Raw genomic sequence first — 23,894 nt, 5'->3', positions numbered from 1 at the left:
ATCGACCTGTTGCCGACGAAGAATTCCCTGCACGCTTGCGCAGGTGTTGCCCAGCGCTTTCTGCTGGGCTAGCCTTTACACCCAACTCCCCCTGCGAGGTGTTCGTCCAATGCGCCATTGATGCCGCCGTCTACCTGACGGCCAGTCTTCAGCCTCCGGCCCGTACCGGAGATGTCGCGGCATGAGTGGAGTTGTGCATGACGAGCTCGTCGATCCTGACGCTGGACAGCGTCACCCTGGTCCTGCCCGATGGCAGACCGCTTTTCACCGACCTCAACGAATCCTTCGACCTGCGCCACACCGGGCTGGTCGGGCGCAACGGCGTGGGCAAGAGCCTGCTCGGGCAACTGCTGGCCGGCCTGCGCGAGCCCAGTGAGGGATACTGCCTGCGCCTTGGCCGAGTCCATCATCTCGACCAGGAGGTGATCGCCAATAGCACCACCGTCGCTGACCTGGCCCAGGTGGGTAGTACGCTGCGCGCCCTCGAGCGGATCGAACGTGGCAGCCTCGACCCGGAGGACTTCGACGCGGTCGGCGAGCGCTGGGACATTCGGGCGCGATTACAGGCGCAACTGCAACACCATGGCCTGGGCCATCTCGACCCACACTACCCGGTAGAGCACCTGAGCGGCGGCCAGGCCATGCGCGTCGCGCTGCTCGGTGCCTGGCTGAGCGAGGCCGACTACCTGATTCTTGACGAGCCGAGCAACCACCTGGACAGCAGCGCCAGGACCCTGCTGCTGGACATGCTCCAGGGCTGGGACAAGGGCCTGCTGGTGATCAGCCACGACCGGGCGCTGCTCGGGCACATGGCACGTATCGTCGAACTGTCGCCCCTTGGCTTGCGCGCCTATGGCGGCGATTTCGGCTTCTACCGTCAGCAAAGCACCGCACAGGCCGAACGGGCCGCGCAGGCACTGCTGCGCCTCAAGCAGCAGCGCCAACGCCAGGTTCAGGCATTGCAACGTCAGCGTGAGAACTTCGAGCGGCACCAGGCCTGCGCCGGGCGCCGGGCCAAGCAAGCGAACCAGGCGCAGATTCTGCTCGACCGACAGCAGCAGCGCAGCCAGGCCACCGCCGGGCGCCAGCGCCGCGAACTGCGGGATGCCAAGGCGGCCCTGGACGAACAAGTACGCCAGGCGGCGCGTCAGGTCGAACGCGAGGTGCCGATCGTGCTGCACGCCCCCACGCCGCAACGACATGCCGGACGCGAGGTGCTGGCGCTGGAAAGGTTGTACCTGCCACGGGGCACGACCACGGCGCTGGACCTGCGCCTGTGCCTGGGCCAGCGGCTGGGGGTGGTGGGCGACAACGGCAGCGGCAAGTCCACCCTGTTGCGGGTGCTGGCCGGTGAACTGGCGCCGCGCGCGGGCAGCCTGCGGTTGAGCGGCGAAGTCGCCCTGCTCGACCAGCATGGCAGTTGCCTGGGGCCACGGCAGAGCGCCCTGGAACATCTGCGCGCCGCCAATCCACGCCTGCCGAGCGACGAACTGCGTCGTCGGCTGGCGCAGCTGGGCATCGACGCGGCACGCATCACCCTGCCCGGCGCCCTGCTCAGTGGTGGCGAACGGCTCAAGGTCGCGTTGGCTGCCGTGCTGTACCGGGAACGGCCATTGGACCTGCTGCTGCTCGACGAGCCGAACAACCACCTCGACCTGCCGTCACTCGAGGCGCTGGAGCACTTGTTGCACCAGTTCAAGGGGGCGTTGCTGGTGGTCTCGCATGACCAAGTGTTTCTTCAGTCCCTGGTACTGGAAGGCTGCCTGCATTTAAGTCCAGATAGTTTGTCGCCCACCACGCCCTGATGCTCGCCCGGCGGATTGTGTGACTGGCCGTTCCCGATCCGCGCCGGATGTATTATGGTGGCGGGGTGCGCATATAAAAGCAGCCCGCCGTGTTCGGGCCAGAGCAATGAGGGTGTCATGAGTAACGAAAGCATTAACTGGGACAAGCTGGGTTTCGACTACATCAAGACCGACAAGCGTTACCTGTCCGTATGGCGTAACGGCGAGTGGGACAAGGGCACCCTGACCGAAGACAACGTACTGCACATCAGTGAAGGCTCCACCGCCCTGCACTATGGCCAGCAGTGCTTCGAAGGCCTGAAGGCCTACCGCTGCAAGGACGGTTCGATCAACCTGTTCCGCCCCGACCAGAACGCCGCGCGCATGCAGCGCAGCTGCGACCGCCTGCTGATGCCACGGGTCTCGACCGAACAGTTCATCGAAGCCTGCAAGCAAGTGGTCAAGGCCAACGAAAAATTCGTTCCGCCGCACGGCAAGGGTGCGCTGTACCTGCGTCCGTTCGTGATCGGCACCGGTGACAACATCGGCGTGCGCACCGCCCCCGAGTTCATCTTCTCGGTCTTCGCCATCCCGGTTGGCTCCTACTTCAAAGGCGGCATGACCCCGCACAAGTTCCTGATCTCCGACTACGACCGTGCAGCCCCGCAAGGCACCGGCGCAGCCAAGGTCGGCGGCAACTACGCGGCCAGCCTGCAACCAGGCTACGAGGCCAAGAAAGCCGGCTTCGCCGACTGCATCTACCTCGATCCGTTGACCCACAAGAAGATCGAGGAAGTTGGCTCGGCCAACTTCTTCGGTATCACCGCCAACAACGAATTCGTCACGCCGAAATCGATCTCGGTATTGCCGGGCATCACCCGCCTGTCGCTGATGGAACTGGCCGAATCGCGCCTGGGCCTGAAAGTGATCGAAGGCGACGTGGAAATCGACAAGCTCGACCGCTTCGTCGAAGCCGGCGCCTGTGGCACTGCCGCGGTGATCACGCCGATCGGCGGCATCCAGTACAACGGCAAGCTGCACGTGTTCCACAGTGAAACCGAAGTCGGCCCGGTCACCCAGAAGCTCTACGCCGAGCTGACCGGCATCCAGAGCGGTGACGTCGAAGCCCCGGCGGGCTGGATCGTCAAGGTCGCCTGAGGCTTCAGCCTGCAGTGAAAACGGGGCATGCCAGCAATGGCATGCCCCGTTTTTCTTGGCTTTCACGGCCCTGGGCAGCCAGATGAATTTTTCTTAAATCGCCGGTTGTCTATTCTTTGGCACAATCAGGTCTCCACTCGCCGCCCAGGAACCAGCATGCCTCGCGTACTGACCATCGAAGACGACGCCGTCACCGCCCAGGAAATCGTCGCCGAACTGTCCAGCCACGGCCTGGAAGTCGACTGGGCCGACAATGGCCGCGAAGGTCTGGCCAAGGCCATCGCCGGCGGCTACGACCTGATCACCCTCGACCGCATGCTGCCCGAGGTCGATGGCCTGACCATCGTCACCACCCTGCGCAACCTGAAGATCGCCACGCCGATCCTGATGATCAGCGCCCTGTCGGACGTCGACGAACGCGTGCGCGGTCTGCGCGCCGGCGGCGACGACTACCTGACCAAGCCGTTCGCCTCCGACGAGATGGCCGCCCGGGTCGAGGTGCTGCTGCGCCGTAACAGCGTGCCGATGACCCAGACCCGCCTGCAGGTCGCCGACCTCGAGCTGGACCTGATCAGCCACGAGGCGCGCCGCGGCGAACAGGCGCTGAACCTGCTGCCCACCGAATACAAGCTGCTCGAGTACCTGATGCGCCACTCCGGCCAGGTGATCACCCGGATGATGATCTTCGAGGAGGTCTGGGGTTACCACTTCGACCCCGGCACCAACCTGATCGACGTGCACATCGGCCGCTTGCGCAAGAAGATCGACTCGCCCGGCCAGAGCCCGCTGATCCGTACCGTGCGGGGCTCCGGCTATGCCATTGCCGAACCCGTCTAAGGGCTGGAGCTCCTCCACCAGCCGCCTGCTGGCGCTGTACAGCTTCCTGTTCGTGGCCTGGAGCAGCATCCTCATGGGGGTGCTGTACTTCGAGGTCACCAGCTACCTGAACAAGCTCACCCGCCACTCCATGCTGCAGCGCCAGCACCTGTTCGCCCACATGAGCGGCAAGCAGCTGGACGACGCGCTGATCGCAAGCCAGGCCTTCGAGGAGCGCAGCTTCGACGCCTACGGCCTCTTCGACCCCCAGCTGAACCCGATTGGCGGACGCATCCGCACCATCCCGCCGGAGCTGGGCCTGGACGGCACGGTGCATGAGCTCAAGCGCTGCCTGGACGCCGACGATCCGCACCTGCCCCGCGATAGCTGCGATGCCGTGGCGATCAAGGTCCAGGACGGCCGCTGGCTGGTGCTGGTGCGCGACAACGGCTCGCTGTTCGTGGTCACCCGGATCATTCTCGACGCGCTGCTTTGGGGCATTTCCCTGACCCTGATTCCAGGCTTTGCCGGCTGGTACCTGCTGCGCCGCCGACCGCTCAAACGCATCCGGGCGATCCAGGCCCAAGCCGAACTTATCGTCGCCGGCGACCTGACCCACCGCCTGCCGGTGTCGGTGCGCCGCGATGAACTGGACATGCTGGCCGCCATCGTCAACGCGATGCTCGACCGCATCGAAAGGCTGATGCATGAGGTCAAGGGGGTCTGTGACAACATCGCCCACGACCTGCGCACGCCCCTGACCCGCCTGCGCGCGCAGCTCTATCGCATTCGCCAGCAGAGCGGCGCCGATTCTGCCGAAGGCGCGGCGCTGGACCAGGCGATCGGCGAGACCGACACGCTGATGGCTCGCTTCCGAGGCCTGCTGCGTATCAGCGAACTGGAAGACCGCCAACGCCGAGCCGGCTTCGTGCAACTCGACCCACAAGGCTTGCTGGTTGAACTGCACGATTTCTACCTGCCACTGGCCGAGGATGGCGGCATCCATCTGCAACTGAGCCAGCCCGCGCAACTGGCGGCCCTGCATGGCGATCGAGAATTGCTGTTCGAGGCCCTGGCCAACCTGGTGGGCAATGCGATCAAGTTCACCCCGCAAGGCGGCCAGGTGCGCATGGTCGCCAGCGAGGACGATCAAGGCGTGCACATTGCAGTCGAGGACAGCGGGCCGGGGATTCCGGCGGATGAGCGTGAGGCGGTGTTGAAGCGTTTCTACCGCAGCGAGGAAGGCCATCGCCACCCGGGGTTCGGGCTTGGGCTGTCGATCGTCGCGGCGATCGTCGACCTGCATGGGTTCGGCCTGGAGGTGGGGGCCAGTGAGCTGGGTGGGGCGAGATTGGTTCTGCACTGCACCAGCGCGGCCTGAAAAGCATCGCGGGGCAAGTCGTATCGGCGCTGCGCCGATGCGACTTGCCCCGCGACAGGGCTTGAGCCGATCAGTCAGCCAGGCGCCAGGTGGTGGTGCCCTTGCTGTCTTCCAGTACCACGCCCATGGCGGTCAGCTGGTCGCGGATGCGGTCGGACTCGGCCCAGTTCTTGTCGGTGCGCGCCTGCAGACGCGCCTGGATCAGCGCCTCCACTTCGGCAGCATCGACCTTGCCCTCGGCACCGGCACGCAGGAAGTCATCGGCCTCCAGCTGCAGCACGCCCAGCACATCCCCCAGCTCGCGCAGACGACCCGCCAGGCCAGCGGCGGCCTCAGGGTCGCTGTCGCGCAGTCGGTTGATCTCGCGCACCAGGTCGAACAGCACGGCGCAGGCTTCCGGCGTGCCGAAGTCGTCGTTCATCGCCACGGTGAAGCGCTCGACGAACGCCTCGCCGCCCTTGGCCTCGACCCGCGGCAGGCCGCGCAGCGCGTGGTAGAAGCGCTCGAGCGCGCCCTTGGCATCGCGCAGGCTGTCCTCGGAGTAGTTGATCGCGCTGCGGTAGTGGCTGGCCACCAGCAGGTAGCGCACCACTTCCGGGTGGTACTTGTCGAGCACGTCGCGGATGGTGAAGAAGTTGTTCAACGACTTGGACATCTTCTCGCCATTGATGCGGATCATGCCGCAGTGCATCCAGGCGTTGGCATACTGCTTGCCGGTAGCCGCCTCGCTCTGGGCGATCTCGTTCTCGTGGTGCGGGAACTCCAGGTCGCTGCCGCCGCCGTGGATGTCGAAGCTCTCGCCCAGGCAGCAAGTAGACATCACCGAGCACTCAATGTGCCAGCCCGGACGGCCCGGGCCCCACGGCGACTCCCAGCTCGGCTCGCCGGGCTTGACGCCCTTCCACAGGACGAAGTCCAGCGGATCCTGCTTGGCCTCGTCGACCTCGATGCGGGCACCGATGCGCAGGTCTTCGATCTTCTTGCGCGACAGCTTGCCGTAGCCGACGAACTTACCGACGCGGTAGTACACGTCGCCGTTGCCCGGCGCGTAGGCATAGCCCTTGTCGATCAGGGTCTGGATCATCGCGTGCATGCCGGGGATATGGTCGGTGGCACGGGGTTCCAGGTCCGGCGGCAGGATGCTCAGGCGGCGCTCGTCCTCGTGCATCGCGTCGATCATGCGGGCAGTCAGCGCGTCGAACGACTCGCCGTTTTCGTTGGCCCGGTTGATGATCTTGTCGTCGATGTCGGTGATGTTGCGCACATAGGTCAGCTCATAGCCGCTCTTGCGCAGCCAGCGGGTGACCAGGTCGAAGGCCACCATGCTGCGGCCGTGGCCCAGGTGGCAGTAGTCGTACACGGTCATGCCGCACACGTACATGCGCACCTTGTTGCCGTCCAGCGGCTTGAAAACTTCCTTGGTCTTGCTCAGCGTGTTGTAGATGGTAAGCACGAAGGTTCCTCAGCTGCCCCACGAATCGCGCAGGGTCACGGTCCGGTTGAATACCGGGCGACCCGGCTGGGAGTCTTTCAGGTCGGCGCAGAAGTAGCCTTCGCGCTCGAACTGGAAGCGGTCTTCTGGCTGGGCCTGGCCCAGGGAAGGTTCCGCGCGACAACCGCTGAGTACCTGCAGCGAATCGGGGTTGATGTTGTCGAGGAAGCTGCCGCCGTCTTCGGTCTTCTCCGGGTTGGCGGAGCGGAACAGGCGGTCGTACAGACGCACTTCGCACTCGACGCTGCCTTGCGCCGGCACCCAGTGGATCACGCCCTTGACCTTGCGGCCCTCGGGGTTCTTGCCCAGGGTGTCCGGATCGTACGAGCAGCGCAGCTCGACGATGTTGCCGTCGGCATCCTTGATCGCCTCGTCGGCGCGGATCACGTAGCTGCCACGCAGGCGCACTTCACCGGCCGGCTCCAGGCGCTTGTAGCCCTTGGGCGGCGCTTCCATGAAGTCGTCGCGGTCGATGTACAGCTCGCGGGCGAACGGCAGCACGCGCACACCCATGTCTTCCTTCGGATGGCGCGGCAGTTCGAGTTGCTCGACCTGGTCCTCGGGATAGTTGGTGATCACCACCTTCAGCGGGCGCAGCACGCACATGGCGCGTGGCGCGGTACGGTCGAGGTCGTCGCGGATGCTGAATTCGAGCATCGCCATGTCGACCACGCCGTCGGAACGGTTGGTGCCGATCATCTCGCAGAAGTTGCGGATCGAGGCCGGGGTGTAGCCACGGCGGCGGTAGCCCGACAGGGTCGACATGCGCGGATCGTCCCAGGCCTCGACATGACCTTCGTCCACCAGCTGCTTGAGCTTGCGCTTGGAGGTGATAGTGTAGTTCAGGTTCAGGCGGCTGAACTCGTACTGGCGCGGGTGCGCCGGCACCGGCAGCTTGTCCAGGAACCAGTCGTACAGCGGACGGTGGCTTTCGAACTCCAGGGTGCAGATCGAGTGGGTGATGCCTTCGATGGCGTCCGACTGACCGTGGGTGAAGTCGTAGTTGGGGTAGATGCACCACTTGTCACCGGTCTGGTGATGGTGGGCATGGCGAATGCGGTACAGGATCGGGTCGCGCAGGTTCATGTTCGGCGAAGCCATGTCGATCTTGGCGCGCAACACGCGCTCGCCGTCCTTGAACTCGCCGGCCTTCATGCGCGCGAACAGGTCCAGGTTCTCCTCGACGCTGCGCTCGCGGAACGGGCTGTTCTTGCCTGCCTCGGTCAGGCTGCCACGGTATTCCTTGGCCTGCTCGGGGGTCAGGTCGCAGACATAGGCGTTGCCGGACTTGATCAGCTCCACCGCCCAGGCATGCAGCTGATCGAAGTAGTCCGAGGCATAGCGCACCGGGCCCGCCCACTCGAAGCCCAGCCACTTGACGTCACGCTGGATGGAGTCGATGTACTCCTGGTCTTCCTTGGCCGGGTTGGTGTCGTCGAAACGCAGGTGGCAGACGCCGTCGAACTCCTTGGCCAGGCCGAAGTTGACGCAGATCGACTTGGCGTGGCCGATGTGCAGGTAACCGTTGGGCTCCGGCGGGAAACGGGTGACGATGCTCTGGTGCTTGCCCGAGTCCAGGTCGGCCTGGACGATCGGCCGCAGGAAGTTCACAGGGACGGCGGGTGCGCCTTTGGCAGCGGCGTTTGGCGCGTTGTCGGCAGTGGGCTTGCTCATAGTGTCCTTGAATGCAGGTAGCCGGCCCGGGTAGGCCGATTGAATCAAAGGGCCTATCATAGCCGAAGCAGTCAAGCTGCTGACAGCCGGAGCACCGACAAAGTGGCGCGTTTTGTCGCCGCAGCGGTCTACAATCCGGCAGAATGTCGACCCAGTGGCGTGTGCCGCGGCTGCCTGATCCTGCGTCAGGTTATCCGAGCGCACCGCGCACCCTATTTCCCGAATGCCTTGAAAGAGCGAGTTTCAGCATGTCCAAAGTCAAACTGAGCACCAACCACGGCGATATCATCCTGCAATTGAATGCCGAAAAAGCCCCGCTGACCACTGAGAACTTCGTTCAATACGTCAAGGATGGCCACTACAATGGCACCGTGTTCCACCGCGTGATCAAGGGCTTCATGATCCAGGGTGGCGGCTTCGAGCCAGGCATGAGCCAGAAGAAGACCCGCGCCAGCATCCAGAACGAAGCCGACAATGGCCTGAAGAACGCCAAGTACAGCATCGCCATGGCCCGTACCATGGAGCCGCACTCGGCCTCCGCGCAGTTCTTCATCAACGCCTCCGACAACGACTTCCTCAACCACAGCGGCAAGAACGTTCAGGGCTGGGGCTACGCCGTGTTCGGTGAAGTGATCGAAGGCAAGGAAATCGTCGACGCCATCGAGAAAGTCGCCACCGGTTCCAAGGCCGGCCACCAGGACGTGCCGAAAGACGACGTGATCATCGAGAAAGCCGAGATCATTGAGTGATCCTGCTGATCTCCGATCTGCACCTGCAAGAAGAACGCCCGGACATCACCCGGGCGTTTCTTGATCTGCTCGACGGCCGCGCCCGTCACGCCAAGGCGCTGTACATCCTCGGCGACTTCTTCGAGGCCTGGATCGGCGACGATGCGATGACACCGTTCCAGCAGTCGATCTGCCAGGCCCTGCGCCGGCTGAGCGACAGCGGCACGGCGATCTACCTGATGCACGGCAACCGCGACTTCCTCATCGGCCAGGCGTTCTGCGACGCAGCCGGCTGCACCCTGCTGGCCGACCCCAGCGTGGTCGAGCTGGGTGGCGAGGCGGTGCTGCTGATGCACGGCGATACCCTGTGCACCCGCGACGTGGCCTACATGAAGCTGCGCCGTTACCTGCGCAACCCGCTGACCCTGTGGATCCTTCGGCACCTGCCGCTGGGCACGCGGCACAAGCTGGCGCGCAAGCTGCGCAGCGAAAGCAGTACCCAGGTGCGCATGAAGAGCACCGAGATCGTCGACGTCACTCCCGAGGAAGTGCCCAAGGTGATGGCCGCCCACGGCGTGCGCACCCTGGTCCACGGCCACACCCACCGGCCTGCGCTGCACAAGCTGGTGGTCGATGGCCAGCCGGCGCGGCGTATCGTGCTGGGGGACTGGGACCGCCGGGGCTGGGCGTTGCAGGTGGACGAACAGGGCTTCCAGCTGGCGCCGTTCGAGTTTTCCTGAGCGACCGCCCATGCGCGCTCCCTGTAGGAGCGGCCTTGCCGAGGCGTCGGACCGGTCGGAAAGGGCTGCGAAGCAGCCCCAGCGGTTTTTGCGTAAATGCTGAAATCTGGGGCCGCTTTGCGGCCCTTTCCGACCGGTCCGACGCCTCGGCAAGGCCGCTCCTACAAAGAGCCCGCAGTTACTGGGCGCTGACCACCCGCCCCTTATCCCGCTCACTGATCACATACCGTCGATACTGCGGATCAGCCTTGATCTGTGCCTCGGTGAACGGGATCGGCGCCAGTTGCTTGGCCGCGAAGGCCCGCGTCTGATCGGCGGCATGCGCCGACGCCTGCTCGCTCGACTGGGAGAACGCCAGCAATCCCTGAGCCTTTGGCCCCTGCTCGGTGAAGCTGACCACCTGCAGATAGCTCGAACCACTGACCACCAGGCGCTTGCCCGGCCCCACCGGCACACTGACCATCGCGTTGTAGACGCCCAGGCCCTGCGGACCACCAGGCACCGGCGTGCCATCGGCAGCCTGCTGGATCTGCCCCCAACGCTGATCAGCGGTGATGCCCGCCTCGCCCACCTGCGCCAGGGACGCCAACGCCGCCTCGCGCAGCAGCTTGCCTACCGCGGCCTGCTCCACCGCCAGGCCACGCGGCGTGTGCTGCGGGTCGGCCGGGTCGAACGGCACGCGCCAGCTTTGCGGGTGCTCGGCCAACGCGTCGGCAATGTTCATGAAATGGAGCAAACCGACTCCGCTGTCCAGATCGGCCTTGCCGTTCCAGTCGCGCAGGCTGGCGCACACTGATTCCAGATCCGCCTCCACGCCCTTGCACCACTGCAGCAGGTCCGGCAGCAGCAGGCTGGCCTGGTACACCTCGTCATCGAACACCATGCGCCGCAGCTCGGCGACACCCAGCTTGCCCCGGCCCTGCAGGCGCTGCAGGGCAAAACGGCTGCGCATGCCCAGGGGCTGGTCAGCACGACTCACCAGCGGCGAGAAGCCGGTCAACGGTTGGGCTGGGTTGGCCATCCATGCCGAATCGTTGGCGTGCTGCACATAGTCACGCCGCTCCAGGCTCGGCAGCAGGCTCGCCGGGAAGATCCCCGGTTGGGCGGCCTGCGCATCGACCTTCCACTGGCAGGCGCTGCGTGAGCCATCGAGCACCACCAGCGGGCCGGAAGCAGCCGGATTGCTGCACTGCGCCAGCAGCGCCTGGTCGACATAGGGCACCACCGACTGATTCAGGTACAGGGCCTGGCCAGCGGCATCCACCGCCAGGGTGTTGACCCAGGGGATACCCTGCAACCGCCCCACCGAGGCCTTGAGCGTTTCCAGGCTATCGGCGCGGTTGATCCGGTACCACTGCTGCAGGACCCGGGTATTGTCCAGGTTGGCGTCACGCAGGCTGTAGGCCGCCTGGTTGTCCCAGTCCAGCCGCCCTGGCCACTGCACCACCGGGCCGAACTTCGACAGGTGGATCGTGCGCTCCACCTCGCTCAGCGTGCCGTCCTTGCCCTTTACCATGACCTTGAGCTGTTTACGTTCGAGCGGCAGCGACTGACCGTCAACCAGGTAACGGGTCGCGTCCTTGGGGTCCAGCTGCAGGCGGTAGAGAGTGAAATGCTTCGAGGTGTCGACAGTGTGGGTCCAGGCCAGGTGTCGGTTGAAACCGATATTGACCACCGGCAGCCCCGGCAGGGCCGCGCCCATCACATCCAGCTGCCCGGGGATGGTCAGTTGCATCTGGTAGAAGCGCATCCCGCCGACCCAGGGGAAATGCGGGTTGGCCAGCAGCAGTCCGCGACCATTGGCCGAACGCTCGCTGCCCACCGCCACGGCGTTGCTGCCACGCTCGGCGGCGAACTTAGCCTGGCGCGCCAGGGCCACGCTGTAGTCGACCACCGGGCGTTGCGCCGCCAGCTTCGGCGGGGTCGCGGCCACCACCGCCTCGACAAACTGACCGACACCGCCTTCGGCCAGCAGGCGCCGGGTCAGCTTGATCAAGTCACGGCTGCTGATAGGCCGCACCCAGTCTCCTGCCCCGCACTCGGCCGGCAGGCCTTCGGCGCGCCGCTCGCCCAGGGCACGGTTGTAGCCGCTGGCATAGCCGTCGAGCAGGTCGCGTACCGCCACCGGCTGCGCCTGCAGGAAGTCGTCCACTGCCGCTGGCTCGTTGAGCCAGGTGAAGAACAGATCGCTGGACAGGTTGTCGCGCTGCTCGACGGTTTTACCGTCGCCACCGAAATAACGCGAGCGCTCGCCATTGACCGTCAGCACCTCGCTGGCCAGCAGGCACAGGTTGTCCTGGGCGTACGCGTAGCCGATGCCGTAGCCCAAGCCGCGTTCGTCCTTGGCCAGGATATGCGGCACGCCAAAGCTGGTGCGGCGGATCTGCGCAGAGGCCTCATTGGCGACCTCCCGTGCCTGGACGGCCAGGCTGGAGGCAACCAGGGCGGCGGCAAGGCCCAGGCGAAACAGGGGAAGAGGGATCACAGGCACTCCTCGTGCTATCGGGGTCATCCCGAACAGACGAATGGCCAGAAGAAAATTTTACGGTCGAAGCAAGGTTGCAACGTTCTCAACAGAACGTGTCAGATTTTTTCACCGAGGGTTGCAGTTTTGTCGATCTCATTCGTCTTTAGATGTGAGGCAACCATGATTTCGGGACAGTCCACGAAAAGGAGCATTCACATGTACAACCCGCAACAGTCGCTATCGGCGCCGCCCGCCCCTGACCAGGCCGCCGCCCACCAGGAGGAACGCGTGGGCAACGAACAGATCCGCGAGCTGCTGCGCGCCTACGGCCTGCGCACCAGCCTGATCCGCCTGAAGGTCATCGACGCGCTGCACACCGCCGGGCGCAATGGCCGCAGCATCGGCGTGCGCGGGGTGCATGCGCAACTTGAGCAACTGGATATTCCACTGTCGTTCCTGAGTGTGCGCGAGGTGCTCAAGCGCCTGTGCAGCGAAGGCGTCATCAGCCTGGGCAGCGACAAGTGCTACAGCCTGAACCCCCAGGCCTGGGCCGTGCTCGAGCAACCCGCTTCGCGTTGAGCGCCTGGCCGGCAAGGATATGCCGGCCCGCCCGTTTCAGGGCTTGACCTTGCGCCGCAGGATACCGTTGATCACCACCACGACCACCGCGATGGCGATAGCGATGTACTGGAATGTCTGCTCGCTGATAGTGCCCTGCTTCTGCAGGTAGCTTAGGCCGAGCATGATCCCCAGGACCACCAGGATGATCAGGATCGAGTATTTGAGGCGCTGCACGTGGGTCATCGGTAATTCCTTGCGACATCGGGGACATGAGGCTCCAGCGGAGCCGACGCCATGATACCTCGCCCGCTTTACCCCCGCTGAAGTTCCTGCCCGCCGCCATTCCCGGCACGCCCCTCCTCCAGGCCCAACCGCATCGCCCCGGGATATGCCTTTGCGCCTACGCTTGGGTCATCCACCCAAACCGCCATCATGGAACCCCTTCACTAGACGGTTTGGGGCCTGCAGCCAAAGGGCGGAGGCGTTTCCTACTTCACGCTATCAGGTTACCTGCAAACAACAGGCAGCTGCGACTACAAGCTCCGGTCCGCTTCGCACCTAGCGACCCTTTCCGCTGCTGTTCGAAAATCGGACCACGCCACTCGTACCGCCACCCGTGGCCCACCACGCCGCAGCCATTCGGGCCTCGGCGCCTGCCAAACCTACATGACGGAAGGAACCATTTCGTGGAACAGCCAGACCTGAGCAATATCGACATCACCCAACTGCCTCAATCGCTGCAGGCGCTGATCGAGTGCGTAGGCCTGGACAGCGCCTACCGCCTGACCTGCGTATTCGGCGGCCGCCCCAAGTACATTCCCAAGCATCGTGACCGCAGCAAGCTGGCCGACGTGCTGCCAGCCGAAGCACTCGATGCGCTGATCGAGCGCTACGCCGGCCTGGCACTGGAAATCCCCAAGCCGGATCACTTCCAACGCCAGTTGCGCAACCAGCAGATCCAGAAGGAAAGCGCCAGCGGGCTGTCGCGCAGCCTGCTGGCCAACAAATATGGTCTGAGCCTGCGGCAGATCGGCAATATTCGTCGCCAGGAGTGCCATGCCCGCTGAGCAGGCACTCCACCTGGTTTAGAAGTCGCGCTTGTAGAAGATATCCAGCGAGCTGGCCAGGCCGCTGGCGGCCTCGAGGTAGACCTTCTTGCTGAGTTTGTAGCGCAAGGCGATGGTGTTGGCGGGCTCGAACACGCCGACGCCATAGCGCAGGCTGAGCCGCTCGGTGAGGTTGCCGCTGGCCACCACGCTGGTCTTGTTGCCCGTGCCCTGGGTGTCGAGTTGGAAGTCGTCGATGCCCAGATTGGAAGCCAGGCCGCCGGTGAGGCCGGCACTGCCCATCAGGCCCAGGCCCAGCGCCGCCTCGGCGAGCATGTTGTTGTCCTCGCCGGAGCTGTTCAACGGACGGCCCAGCACCAGGTAGGACAATGCCTGCTCCTGGCTCATCGCCGGCTCCGAGAACACCTTGGTGGTCGGCTGCTCGGCACTGCCGCTCAGGCGGATGCCGGCAATCACGTCATCGACCTGGCGGATGGCCTCGATGTCCAGGTACGGCTGGTCGATGGGCCCGGCGAACAATAAGCGAGCGCGGCGGATGGTCAGGTTCTGCCCGTATTGCCGGTAGCGCCCGTCAGCCAGGCTCAGTTCACCGCGCGTGTCGAGGTTATCGCCGATATGCACATGCCCCAGCAGGTTGGCGGTGAGGCCGAAGCCCTTGAACGACAGTTTTTCGCTGCCGACCTCGACATCGATGTCCATGGCCACCGCCATCGGCGGCGTGCCCTGTTCGGTCTGGTGACCGACGATCACCGTGTCATCCGAGACCTTGACCGTCGACGGCGGCAGTTCGCGCACGGTGATCTTGCCTTTGGGCACCAGCACCTTGCCGGTCACCGCCAGGCGCTCGTCCAGCAGACGGATGGTCAGGTCGGGCGCCACTTCCAGCGCTGCGTACGGCTCGACGCTGACCGGCAGCTGCTGGCCCTGCAGGCGCAGGTCCATGCCCAGCGCCTGTCCCCAGGTGAGGTGACCGGCCAATTGCCCACGGCCGGCGGCGCCGCTGCGCCAGTTGCCGTTCAACTGCACCTGCTCGCCGGCGATCAGTGCCTGCAGCGACAGGTCCTCGAGACTGATCGGCAGTTCCGCGCCGCTGACTTCGCCGCCGCTCAAGGCCAGGTTGCCATTGACCTGGGGTGCGAGCAGGCTGCCCGACAGGCGCCCGCTGCCGTTGAGCTGGCCGGCCAGACGCTCGACCATGGGCAGGAACGGGCGGATGACCGACAGATCGAGCCCGGCCAGGCGGAAGTCGCCGGACAACGGCTTGTTGCGGCCCAGCGGGTCGATGCGGGCACTCAGGTTCACCTCGCCCAGGCGCTCGCCACGGAAATCCACGCGGGTGTCGACCCGGCGCGGCGCCAAGGTGCTGTCCAGGCGCAACACCTGGTAGGGGAAATCGATCCAGCGGTCCTTGTCGCGCACCCGCAGGGTACCGCCGCCGGCATCGATGCGGATGCTGCCCTTGGGCCCACTGGCCGGGATATCGAGGTTGATGTCGGCGTTGAGCAGGCCCTGCCAGGCGAAGTCCTTGGGCAGCCACTGCGCCAGGCTATCCAGCGGGAACTGCTTGAGGTGGTAACGCAGGCGCGGCTCCGGCGCCAGGCGCTGGTCCTCGCCGCACAGGCTGGCCTGGCCGGAGCGCCAGCAGTGGGCGCCAAAGTCGAGCTGGCCGCTGGCCAGGCGCTGCAGACGCGCCGGCGCCTGCAGCTGCCAATCCTGGCCGCCGGCCTGGATGCGACCGCTGGCCAGGCGACCCCGCCAGTCGCCCTTGCTCAAGGCGCCGTCCAGCGCCAGGTCGAGCTTGAGTTGCGGGCCGTCGAGCGCCAGCGTCGCAGCCTGCTGGCGGATATCGCCCTTGCCTTGCACGTCGAGGCTGCCCAGGGCGGTGTCCCCCAAACGGATCCCGCCGGCCTTGAGCACCAGTTGGCCGCGCTGGGCGTTGTCCAGCCGTGCGTCCAGGTCCAGGCGCTGCACACGGTTGTCGGCCTGGCCCAGTTGCTGCCCCTGCAGGGCCAGGGTGCCCTGGGGCGCAGCCAGGGTTCCGGCCAAGTCCAGGCGGCCCTTGGCCTGCCCTTGCAGCTGCGGCCAGAGCTGACCCAGGCGCGGCAGGTCGAGGTCGATGCGCCCGGACAGGCGTTGCTGCAGACTGGCGCTGCCGGTGATGCGGTTGTCTCCCAGCTGTACCGCCAGGCTACCCAGGGTCCAGCGCTCGCCGGCGCCCTCGGCGTCTACCTTGACCAGCGCCGGCTGGCCACGCAAGCGGCCCTTGAGGTCCAGTTGCGCCTTGAGCGCCAACTGCTCGTGCTTGAGCTCGCCCTGGCTGCGCAGCGGACCGGCCAGGGTGCCCGGCAGCTCCGCCAGCCAATAGGCCGGATCCAGCGCCGACAATTGCAGGTCGACATCCCAGGCCAGGGTGTCGGCAAAGCGCAAGGCGACACTGCCCGCGGCCTTGCCCTGCCCCGCGCTGAGCAGCAGCTGCGGCAGGCGTACCTGGCCCAGGTCGCCCTCGAACGGGCTGGCCAGGGTGAAGGCCCCCGCCGGGCCGTCCAGATCGCCGTTGAACGCGCCCTTGTAGTTACCGCCGCGGTACTGCACCTGGGCGTTGAAACGCTTGAGGGTGACCTGGGGCGCCTGCTCCAGCGGATACAGGCGCAACCAGGGGAAGTCCAGCCAGTCGAGGCTGGCGTCGGCGCTCAGGTCCTGCTGCCAGTCGGCGCTGGCCTGCAGCTTGAGGCGCTGCGTGTCGCTGGCATTGAGGTCAAGGGCATCGATTCGGGCGCCCTTGGCGTCCACCTTGCCGGCCAGCACCAGGCCCACCGGGCCTTGCTCGGCGGGCAAGGTGGCGGAGCCTGAGAGTTGATAACCCTTGAGCAGGTCGCCCTGGGCGTCAAGCTTGAGCTGGTTCAGTTGCAGGGTGTCGGGCAACTCGCCGGCCGGCTTGAAGGCCTGCGAAAGGATGCTCAGGCGGGCCGGCAAATGCTCGGCCAGGGCCTGCAATTCGCCGTTCAGCCGGGCGTCCAGGTAGCCGCTGCTGGTGGCCTCGATGACGAGGGTCTTCTGCAGCTCGCCCTTGGCGTTCAAGGCCAGTTGCCACGGCTTGCCATCCACCGTCGGCAGTTGCAGCGTGCCCTGCAGCTGCAGTGGCCAGTCACCCCGTGGCGTCAGGTCACCTTGAACGTCCAGGTGCAGATCGTCTCGGCGCAGTTGCAGGCTGTCCACCCGCAGCCCGCTGGCGGTCCAGTGGGCCGCCAGGCTCAGGTCGCCCAGCAGGTCGCTGCCATCCAGGCGCAACTGGCCCACCTTGACCTCGCCCAGCTCGATGGCCAGCGGCAGGTTCAATGCTGGCAATTGCAGCGGACCGCTGTCGGGCTGGTCTTCGCCCGGCGCAAAGGCCATGTCGATGCGCTCGGCCTGCAAGCGTTCGACGCACAGGGTCGCACGCAGCAGGCAGGCCGGCGACCAGGCCAACTGCGGCGCCAGCAGCTCGACCCGATCGTCGCCAGCAGACCAGCGCAACAGGCTGGCCTGCCAGCTGCCGCCAAGGCGCCCGGTAAAATCGCTGACCTCGAGCCCCGGCACCCGCGCCAGCGCCCAGCGGCTGCCCGCCTGGGTGCCGAGCACCAGCCCCAGCGCCAGGACGATCAGCACCAGCAGGCCCGCCAGTACCAGCAGGATCGGTTTGAACACACGCATCAAAGCTCGGGCCCCATGGAGAAGTGCAAGCGAAAACCACCGTCGTCATCCAGTGCGCGGGCCAGGTCCAGGCGCAGTGGCCCCACCGGCGACACCCAGCGCACGCCGATGCCGACGCCGGTCTTGAGGCTGGGAAACTCCAGCGAGTTGAACGAGTTGCCTTGGTCGACGAAGGTCGCCAGGCGCCACTTTTCCGCGATCGAGTACTGATACTCGGCACTGCCGGCCACCAGGTAGCGGCCGCCGATGCGGTCGCCCTGGTTGTTCTTCGGCGACAGCGACTGGTAGTCGTAGCCGCGCACGCTCTGGTCGCCACCGGCGAAGAAGCGCAGCGACGGCGGGATGTTCTGCTGGTAGCCGTTGGTGGCGCTGCCGCCGAACTGCACGCGACCCAGTAAACGATGGCGCTTGCCCAGGGTGGTCAGGCCCTTGAGCAGCACGTTGCCATGGATCAGGTTGGTATCCGAACCCAGGCCTTCCTTGGCCGCCTGCAGGTCGAACTGCAGGCGGTAGCCGTTGTGCGGATCGATGCGGTTGTCGCTGCGCAGGTACGAAAAGCTGACACCTGGCATCAACAGGTTGCTCAGCCCCGAGTCGTCGCCCAGGCGGTACTCCTCACGCTGGTACTTGAGCGAGATCACGCGCTGCCAGCCACTGGGCAGCTTGCTGTGCCACTCGGGGCCAACGGTGAGCAGCTTGCTCAAGGTGTCGGTACCGGAAATCTCCTCGTTCTGGTAGCCGCCAGCGAAGCGCAGCTTGTCGGTGAGCGGCGGATCCAGTGGGATGTCGTACCACAGCCCGACGTTCTGCCGGGGCGCCGACAGTTCGGTTTCCCAGCCGTAGCTGTGGCCCTGCGGGTTCACCCAGTGACGGGTCCAGTTGGCCTTGCCACGCGGCCCGACGTCGGTGGAAAAGCCCAGGCCCAGGCCCAGGGTACGCGGCTTGCGGGTATCGAGGCGCACGTCCACCGGAATGTCCTCGCCCACCGCGGCGGTGGGCGCGGCATCCACCCGCACGCTGTCGAAGTAGCCGCTCGATTGCAGGTCGTTGTTGAGTTCGGCGATCAGCTCTGAGTCATAGGGGGTACCGGGCTTGAACGACACCATGCGCTGCAGCAGGTCGTTGTCCAGCGGCGCGTCGCCGCCGAAGGTCACCGCGCCGAGACGGTAGCGCGGGCCGCTCTGGTAGACCAGCTCGATGTCGGCCACGCCGGCCTGCGGGTCCACCGCCAGGCGCTGGCGCTCGAAGCGCCCGGCGAAGAAGCCGTAGCGCGACGCCTGGTTCTGGATCAGCCGCTTGGCATCCTCGTAAGTGCCGTGGTTGAGCTGCTCGCCCGGGCGCAGCGCCTTGCTGTCGGGGATGCGAAAGACCTTGAGCTCGCTGGCCGGCCCGTCGATGCGCACGGTCACGTTGCGCAGGCGCACAGGCTCGCCGGGCTCGACCCGGATGATCAATTGCGCGGGTTTGTCCTTGTCGCCTGCGGGCTTGACCTCGGTCTCGACCCGCGCCTGGTAGTAGCCAAGGGCCTGGGCCGCCTTGCGCGTCTGCTCCTCGGCGCCCCGGCTGAAACGCAGCAGCGCTTCTTCGTCGCGGTCGCCCAGGCTGCCGATATACCCTTCGATATTGGACTTGAGCGCCTTGTTGGCGGGTTTGACCCGCACCAGCAATTCGCTCTGCGCCCATGCCATGGAGCTGGCGACCAGCAACAGCAGGCCCCAGCCAAGTCTTCCTGAATACGTCATGCGCGGCATGCTACCAGAGCAAAGGGGTCAAGAGGGCTGTCGGCAAACGCCTGTCACAGGTTCGTCACCCTCGACGAGCGCGGATTGGGATGGAAGAACACCCGTTCACGGATCGGCCCTACGGCGATCTCGCCGATCTCCTCATAGCCCTGGCGCTGGTAGAACGCCAGGTAGTGCGCATTGCCGGTGTCCAGCACCACACCCTCGGTGCTGGCGTCCTCCGCGCACCAGTCGTGCACGGCCTGCAGCAGTTGCTCCCCATAATGCTGGCCCTGGAACTGCGGGTGCACGCCCAGCAACGGCAGGACGTGGACATTGTCGCCCGGCAGGCAGCCGGCCAGCGCGGCCTGGTAGTCCAGGTAGCGCCGAGTACAGCGCAGGCCGGTACCGAGGATCATGCGCAGGCGCCAAGCCCAGCTGTCGGCCACGCCCAAGCGCCGCTGCGGCGGCACGATCAGCGCCAGGCCGATCAGGCGGTCCTCCAGCAGCAGGCCGATCGCCGGCAGTTGCAGATAGAAGTGCTGGCGCACCCACTCGCGCACCATCACCCGCAGGCGGCGCTCGTAGCCGGGACGCTGGCCCTCGAACAGCCAGGCAAAGGTCGGCTCGTGACGATAGGCATGGTAGAGCAGCGAACGCGCCTCACGGGCGTAGCCGGCGTCGAGCAGGCAGGTCCGGGCCGGGGCGGCGATGACGTCGGGCATTGCGGGCAGTCCTCCTGGAATGGGCGTACAGTGCCTTGGAGCCAGATTCCGGCGCTGGGTTCACCTCCTCCAGCACGTTAGCAGCGCCCGCCGCGCGGCGCCATGCTGGCCGTGGCCGGCGATGTCGGCTAGCATCCGTGGCTTTTTACCAGGATCATCTTTCCATGAAGATCGTCTCGTTCAACATCAATGGCCTGCGCGCCCGTCCGCACCAGCTGGCGGCGCTGATCGACAAACACCAGCCGGACGTGATCGGCCTGCAGGAAACCAAGGTCAGCGACGATCAGTTCCCGTTGGCCGACGTCGAGGCGCTCGGCTACCACGTGCATTACCACGGCCAGAAAGGCCACTATGGCGTCGCCCTGCTCTCGCGACAGGCGCCGCTGTCGTTGTCCAAGGGCTTCGCCGGCGATGAAGAGGACGCCCAGCGCCGCTTCATCTGGGGCACCTTCGCCGATGCCGACGGCACGCCGATCACCATCATGAACGGCTACTTCCCCCAAGGCGAAAGCCGCGACCACCCCACCAAGTTCCCGGCCAAGCAGCGCTTCTACAGCGACCTGCAGGCCCTGCTCGAAGGGCAGTTCAAGAATGACCAGCCCGTCGTGGTGATGGGCGATCTGAATATCTCGCCCCAGGACTGCGACATCGGCATCGGCGCGGACAATGCCAAGCGCTGGCTGAAGACCGGCAAGTGCAGCTTCCTGCCCGAGGAGCGCGAGTGGATGGAGCGGCTCAAGGGCTGGGGTCTGGTCGACAGCTTCCGCCACCTGCACCCGGAAGTGGCCGACCGCTTCAGTTGGTTCGACTACCGCAGCCGCGGCTTCGAGGACGAGCCCAAGCGCGGCCTGCGCATCGACCTGATCATGGCCTCCCAGGGCTTGCTGCCACGGCTCAAGGCCGCCGGGGTCGACTATGAACTGCGGGGGATGGAGAAGCCTTCGGACCATGCGCCGATCTGGCTTGAGTTGGGTTGAGCCGACAACAGGCGCTGGACGATAGCCTTGCAGCGCTCTCGAGATCGAGCGCCGCCCGCGCGGCGCTCGATCTCATAGGCGCCACACCTCTCTCGTCAAACACTTACACAAATCCCCCTTAAACATCGCCTCGTTCATTTCGTCCATCAGCACGAACTCCCGCTGTCTGCCCAGCAACCCTGAACAAGGCTTCCCCATGACCGCACCCCTGAACCGCCTCACCCTGGCCGCCCTGCTGGTCGCCTGCAGCCTGCCGGCCCTGGCCGCGGCGCCCGCGCACAAACCCGGCACGGTGTTCCGTGACTGCGCCAAGACCTGCCCGGAAATGGTGGTGCTGCCCGCCGGCAGTTTCATGATGGGCACCCCGGATGACGAAAAAGGTCGCCAGGACGACGAGGGCCCACTGCACGAAGTGACGTTCAAGAACGCCTTTGCCGTCAGCCGCTACCAGATCACCAACGGGGAATGGAAGGCCTACCTCAAGGCCAGCGGCTACAAGGTCCCCAACGGCGACACCCGCCCGGGCCGCGAATGCATCGCGGGCGTGCCTCGCTACCAGCAGGGTGACCGCCAGCCCGCCGTGTGCCTGAACTTCCACGAGGCCGAGGCCTACGCCACCTGGCTGTCGAAGAAGACCGGCAAGGTCTACAAGGTGCTCAGCGAATCCCAGCGCGAATACGCCGTGCGCGGCGGCAGCACCGGGCCATTCCCCTTCCCGCTTGATGACAACGACGAGCAGAAGTACCAGATCTCCAAGCACGCCAACACCTACGGTCCCACGGACGGCTTCTCCTTCACCTCGCCTGTCGGCAGCTTCCCGCCCAACGCCTACGGCGTCTACGACGGCCACGGCAATGTCTACGAGTGGACCCGCGACTGCTACGTCGACAGCTACGCCACCGCCCCCACCGACGGCAGCCCGCAGACCAACAGCAGCGAATGCGAGGACCGCCGGGTGATCCGCGGCAACGACTACACCGAGGCGCCGATCTTCTCCCGTTCGGGCAATCGCAACGAGCGCAGCTCCACCCTGCGCGGCGACTGGATCGGTTTCCGGGTCGCCCGCGAGCTGTAACGCCCGCCCTGCCTCCGGCGCCCCGGCGCCGGATCCGCCTCGCCACTAAATCCGCGCAAAACCCTCTCGTCTACCAAGATCAGGGTCTGGTCCGCCGCCCTGCGCCAACGAATACTCACGAGATGACTCCATGACGTCCACGACCCCCAGCCTCGCCCAGGAAACCCTGCGGATACTCAAGCCGTTCTGGATGCTGGTCGCGCTTTCGGCGGCCCTCGGCGTGGTCAGCGGCCTGAGCGTCACCGCTCTGCTGGCCACCATCAACAGCGCGATGAACGCCGCAGGCGGGCCGGACACCCGCACCGCCCTGCTGTTCGGCGGCCTGTGCCTGCTGACCCTGGCCTGCTCCACCGGCTCGAACCTTCTGACCAACTACGTCGGTCAGAAGGTGGTGGCGCGCCTGCGCCGCGAGCTGGCCGCCAAGGTGCTGGTGGCGCCTATCGCGCAACTGGAGCGCTACCGCGCCCACCGCCTGATCCCGGTGCTGCTCAACGACGTCAGCACCATCAGTGCCTTCGCCCTGTCGGTGGCGCCGATGGTCATCGCCTTCACCGTCACCCTCGGTTGCCTGTCCTACCTGGCGCTGTTGTCCTGGCAAATCCTGCTGGTCACCGTGCTGACCGTGGTGATCGGCTCCGGCGCGCAGTTCCTCGCCCACCGTTACGGCATGAAGAACATCCTTACCGCGCGCAACAACGAGGACGAGCTGCAGAAGCACTACCAGGCCCTCTCTGGCGGCGCCAAGGAACTGCGCATCCAGCGCAAACGCCGCCAGCACATGCACGACCAGCTGATCCACGGTGCCACCGAGCGCATCAGCAAGGCCAACATCCGCGCGGCGAACATCTTTGTCAGCGCCGAGACCTTCGGCTCGATGCTGTTCTTCGCCGTGATCGGCATCGCCATCGCCTTCCAGGCCCTGTGGCCGAGCACCGACCGCACCGTGCTGGGCGGCTTTGTGCTGGTGATGCTGTACATGAAGGGGCCGCTGGAACAGCTGATCAACAACCTGCCGAGCATCAGCCGCGCACAGATCGCCCTGCGCCGCATCGCCGAGTTGTCCCAGCGTTTCTCATCGCCCGAGCCGCACCTGCTGGTCAGCGACCGCGTCCCGCAAGTGACCGAGGTCGCCTCCATCGAACTGCGCCAGCTGCGCTACGACTATCCCCAGGTCGAGGGCAGCCAGCCGTTCCATCTCGGCCCGGTGGACCTGACCATCCGCCAGGGCGACATCGTCTTCATCGTCGGCGAGAACGGTTGCGGCAAGACCACCCTGATCAAGCTGCTGCTGGGCCTGTACACCCCACAGCAGGGCGAGGTCCGCCTCAACGGCGAGGCGGTCACGCCGCAGCACCTGGACGACTACCGCCAGCTGTTCACCACCATCTTCGCCGACTACTACCTGTTTGACGAACCCTTGCCGGGGCTCGCCGAGCTGCCGCCGGAGGCCGCCAAGTACCTCGAGCGCCTGGACATCGCGCACAAGGTCGGGATCCGCGACGGCAGCTTCACCACCACCGACCTGTCCACCGGCCAGCGCAAGCGCCTGGCGCTGATCAACGCCTGGCTCGACCAGCGCCCGGTGCTGGTGTTCGACGAATGGGCCGCCGACCAGGACCCGGCCTTCCGCCGGGTGTTCTACACCGAGCTGCTGCCGGAGCTGAAGCAGCAGGGCAAGACCATCATCGTCATCTCCCATGACGACCGCTACTTCCCGGTGGCCGACCAGCTGGTGCGCATGCACAGCGGCAAGATCCTGGTCGAGCGCAACCAGGAACCCGCCCTGCCCGCCTGACGCCCTCTCACGGGCGGCGCCCTGGCGCCGCCCGCCGCTTAAA

The 23,894-nt window shown here is 65.8% G+C and carries 18 protein-coding genes; 11 read left to right on the top strand and 7 right to left on the bottom strand.

Annotation, left to right across the window (positions count from 1 at the left end; genetic code table 11):
* Nucleotides 1–197 precede the first annotated feature (197 nt).
* The 4 genes from AC25M7_RS15070 (at nt 198) to AC25M7_RS15055 (ending at nt 5,139) form a co-directional block, all read left to right on the top strand.
* Nucleotides 198–1,805: an ATP-binding cassette domain-containing protein gene (locus AC25M7_RS15070; protein ID WP_486971199.1), complete on the top strand. Its 1,608-nt coding sequence runs from the start codon at nt 198–200 to the stop codon at nt 1,803–1,805.
* Between the two features lie 117 nt (nt 1,806–1,922).
* Nucleotides 1,923–2,942, top strand: a complete 1,020-nt coding sequence (locus AC25M7_RS15065; protein WP_028690746.1) for a branched-chain amino acid aminotransferase — start codon at nt 1,923–1,925, stop codon at nt 2,940–2,942.
* A 156-nt stretch (nt 2,943–3,098) separates the two neighbouring features.
* The gene (locus tag AC25M7_RS15060) at nt 3,099–3,779 is read left to right on the top strand and encodes a response regulator transcription factor (protein ID WP_028690745.1); all 681 of its coding nucleotides are present in this window, start codon (nt 3,099–3,101) and stop codon (nt 3,777–3,779) included.
* Nucleotides 3,757–5,139, top strand: a complete 1,383-nt coding sequence (locus tag AC25M7_RS15055) for a sensor histidine kinase (protein ID WP_028690744.1) — start codon at nt 3,757–3,759, stop codon at nt 5,137–5,139. The genes AC25M7_RS15060 and AC25M7_RS15055 overlap by 23 nt, the downstream gene beginning before the upstream one ends.
* 70 nt (nt 5,140–5,209) lie before the next feature.
* On the opposite strand, the gene cysS is transcribed toward AC25M7_RS15055, so the two are convergent.
* Together cysS and AC25M7_RS15045 are read right to left on the bottom strand one after the other, a co-directional pair.
* A complete protein-coding gene (gene cysS / locus AC25M7_RS15050) occupies nt 5,210–6,592 on the bottom strand; it encodes a cysteine--tRNA ligase (RefSeq protein WP_028690743.1) in 1,383 nt (460 codons plus the stop codon).
* A gap of 9 nt (nt 6,593–6,601) precedes the next feature.
* A complete protein-coding gene (locus tag AC25M7_RS15045; RefSeq protein ID WP_486971198.1) occupies nt 6,602–8,305 on the bottom strand; it encodes a glutamine--tRNA ligase/YqeY domain fusion protein in 1,704 nt (567 codons plus the stop codon).
* Nucleotides 8,306–8,553: 248 nt separating this feature from the next.
* On the opposite strand from AC25M7_RS15045, the gene AC25M7_RS15040 reads away from it, so the two are divergent.
* Nucleotides 8,554–9,054 carry a peptidylprolyl isomerase gene (locus AC25M7_RS15040; RefSeq protein ID WP_028690741.1) on the top strand — a complete coding sequence of 167 codons (501 nt, stop codon included), beginning with the start codon at nt 8,554–8,556 and terminating at the stop codon, nt 9,052–9,054.
* Entirely contained in the window at nt 9,051–9,773 is a 723-nt protein-coding gene (locus tag AC25M7_RS15035) for a UDP-2,3-diacylglucosamine diphosphatase (protein ID WP_062360385.1), read from the top strand. The genes AC25M7_RS15040 and AC25M7_RS15035 overlap by 4 nt, the downstream gene beginning before the upstream one ends.
* A gap of 178 nt (nt 9,774–9,951) precedes the next feature.
* Here the strand turns inward: AC25M7_RS15035 and pvdQ are convergent, their stop codons facing one another.
* Nucleotides 9,952–12,258 carry a bifunctional acylase PvdQ gene (gene pvdQ / locus AC25M7_RS15030; RefSeq protein WP_486971197.1) on the bottom strand — a complete coding sequence of 769 codons (2,307 nt, stop codon included), beginning with the start codon at nt 12,256–12,258 and terminating at the stop codon, nt 9,952–9,954.
* Nucleotides 12,259–12,456: 198 nt separating this feature from the next.
* Here pvdQ and AC25M7_RS15025 point away from each other — a divergent pair, with 198 nt between their 5' ends.
* Nucleotides 12,457–12,819, top strand: a complete 363-nt coding sequence (locus tag AC25M7_RS15025; protein ID WP_028690738.1) for a fe2+ zn2+ uptake regulation protein — start codon at nt 12,457–12,459, stop codon at nt 12,817–12,819.
* Between the two features lie 36 nt (nt 12,820–12,855).
* Here AC25M7_RS15025 and AC25M7_RS15020 read toward each other — a convergent pair whose 3' ends face one another.
* On the bottom strand, nt 12,856–13,044 hold the full coding sequence (locus AC25M7_RS15020) for a hypothetical protein (protein ID WP_011533313.1): 189 nt from the start codon (nt 13,042–13,044) through the stop codon (nt 12,856–12,858).
* A gap of 443 nt (nt 13,045–13,487) precedes the next feature.
* Between AC25M7_RS15020 and AC25M7_RS15015 the strand changes: the two genes are divergently transcribed.
* Nucleotides 13,488–13,868: a Mor transcription activator family protein gene (locus AC25M7_RS15015; RefSeq protein WP_028690737.1), complete on the top strand. Its 381-nt coding sequence runs from the start codon at nt 13,488–13,490 to the stop codon at nt 13,866–13,868.
* Between the two features lie 18 nt (nt 13,869–13,886).
* Here AC25M7_RS15015 and AC25M7_RS15010 read toward each other — a convergent pair whose 3' ends face one another.
* The 3 genes from AC25M7_RS15010 to AC25M7_RS15000 are packed head-to-tail and all read right to left on the bottom strand — an operon-like array spanning nt 13,887 to nt 20,004.
* Nucleotides 13,887–17,561 (bottom strand): translocation/assembly module TamB domain-containing protein, encoded by a 3,675-nt coding sequence (locus AC25M7_RS15010; protein ID WP_486971196.1) that lies wholly within the window; start codon nt 17,559–17,561, stop codon nt 13,887–13,889.
* Nucleotides 17,558–19,300 carry an autotransporter assembly complex protein TamA gene (locus AC25M7_RS15005; protein WP_241411655.1) on the bottom strand — a complete coding sequence of 581 codons (1,743 nt, stop codon included), beginning with the start codon at nt 19,298–19,300 and terminating at the stop codon, nt 17,558–17,560. The genes AC25M7_RS15010 and AC25M7_RS15005 overlap by 4 nt, the downstream gene beginning before the upstream one ends.
* Nucleotides 19,301–19,353: 53 nt before the next feature.
* Nucleotides 19,354–20,004 (bottom strand): GNAT family N-acetyltransferase, encoded by a 651-nt coding sequence (locus AC25M7_RS15000; RefSeq protein WP_028690734.1) that lies wholly within the window; start codon nt 20,002–20,004, stop codon nt 19,354–19,356.
* A 164-nt stretch (nt 20,005–20,168) separates the two neighbouring features.
* Between AC25M7_RS15000 and xthA the strand changes: the two genes are divergently transcribed.
* From xthA to AC25M7_RS14985, 3 genes are all read left to right on the top strand, one after another.
* A complete protein-coding gene (gene xthA / locus AC25M7_RS14995; RefSeq protein ID WP_028690733.1) occupies nt 20,169–20,981 on the top strand; it encodes an exodeoxyribonuclease III in 813 nt (270 codons plus the stop codon).
* A 196-nt stretch (nt 20,982–21,177) separates the two neighbouring features.
* On the top strand, nt 21,178–22,056 hold the full coding sequence (locus AC25M7_RS14990) for a formylglycine-generating enzyme family protein (RefSeq protein WP_280060360.1): 879 nt from the start codon (nt 21,178–21,180) through the stop codon (nt 22,054–22,056).
* Nucleotides 22,057–22,186: 130 nt separating this feature from the next.
* Nucleotides 22,187–23,851 carry a cyclic peptide export ABC transporter gene (locus AC25M7_RS14985; protein ID WP_486971195.1) on the top strand — a complete coding sequence of 555 codons (1,665 nt, stop codon included), beginning with the start codon at nt 22,187–22,189 and terminating at the stop codon, nt 23,849–23,851.
* Nucleotides 23,852–23,894 lie beyond the last annotated feature (43 nt).

The organism is Pseudomonas sp. P106(2024) (assembly GCF_057480815.1).
The sequence above is the reverse complement of the archived record's forward strand: the minus strand, read 5'-3'. Positions and strand labels throughout refer to the sequence as shown.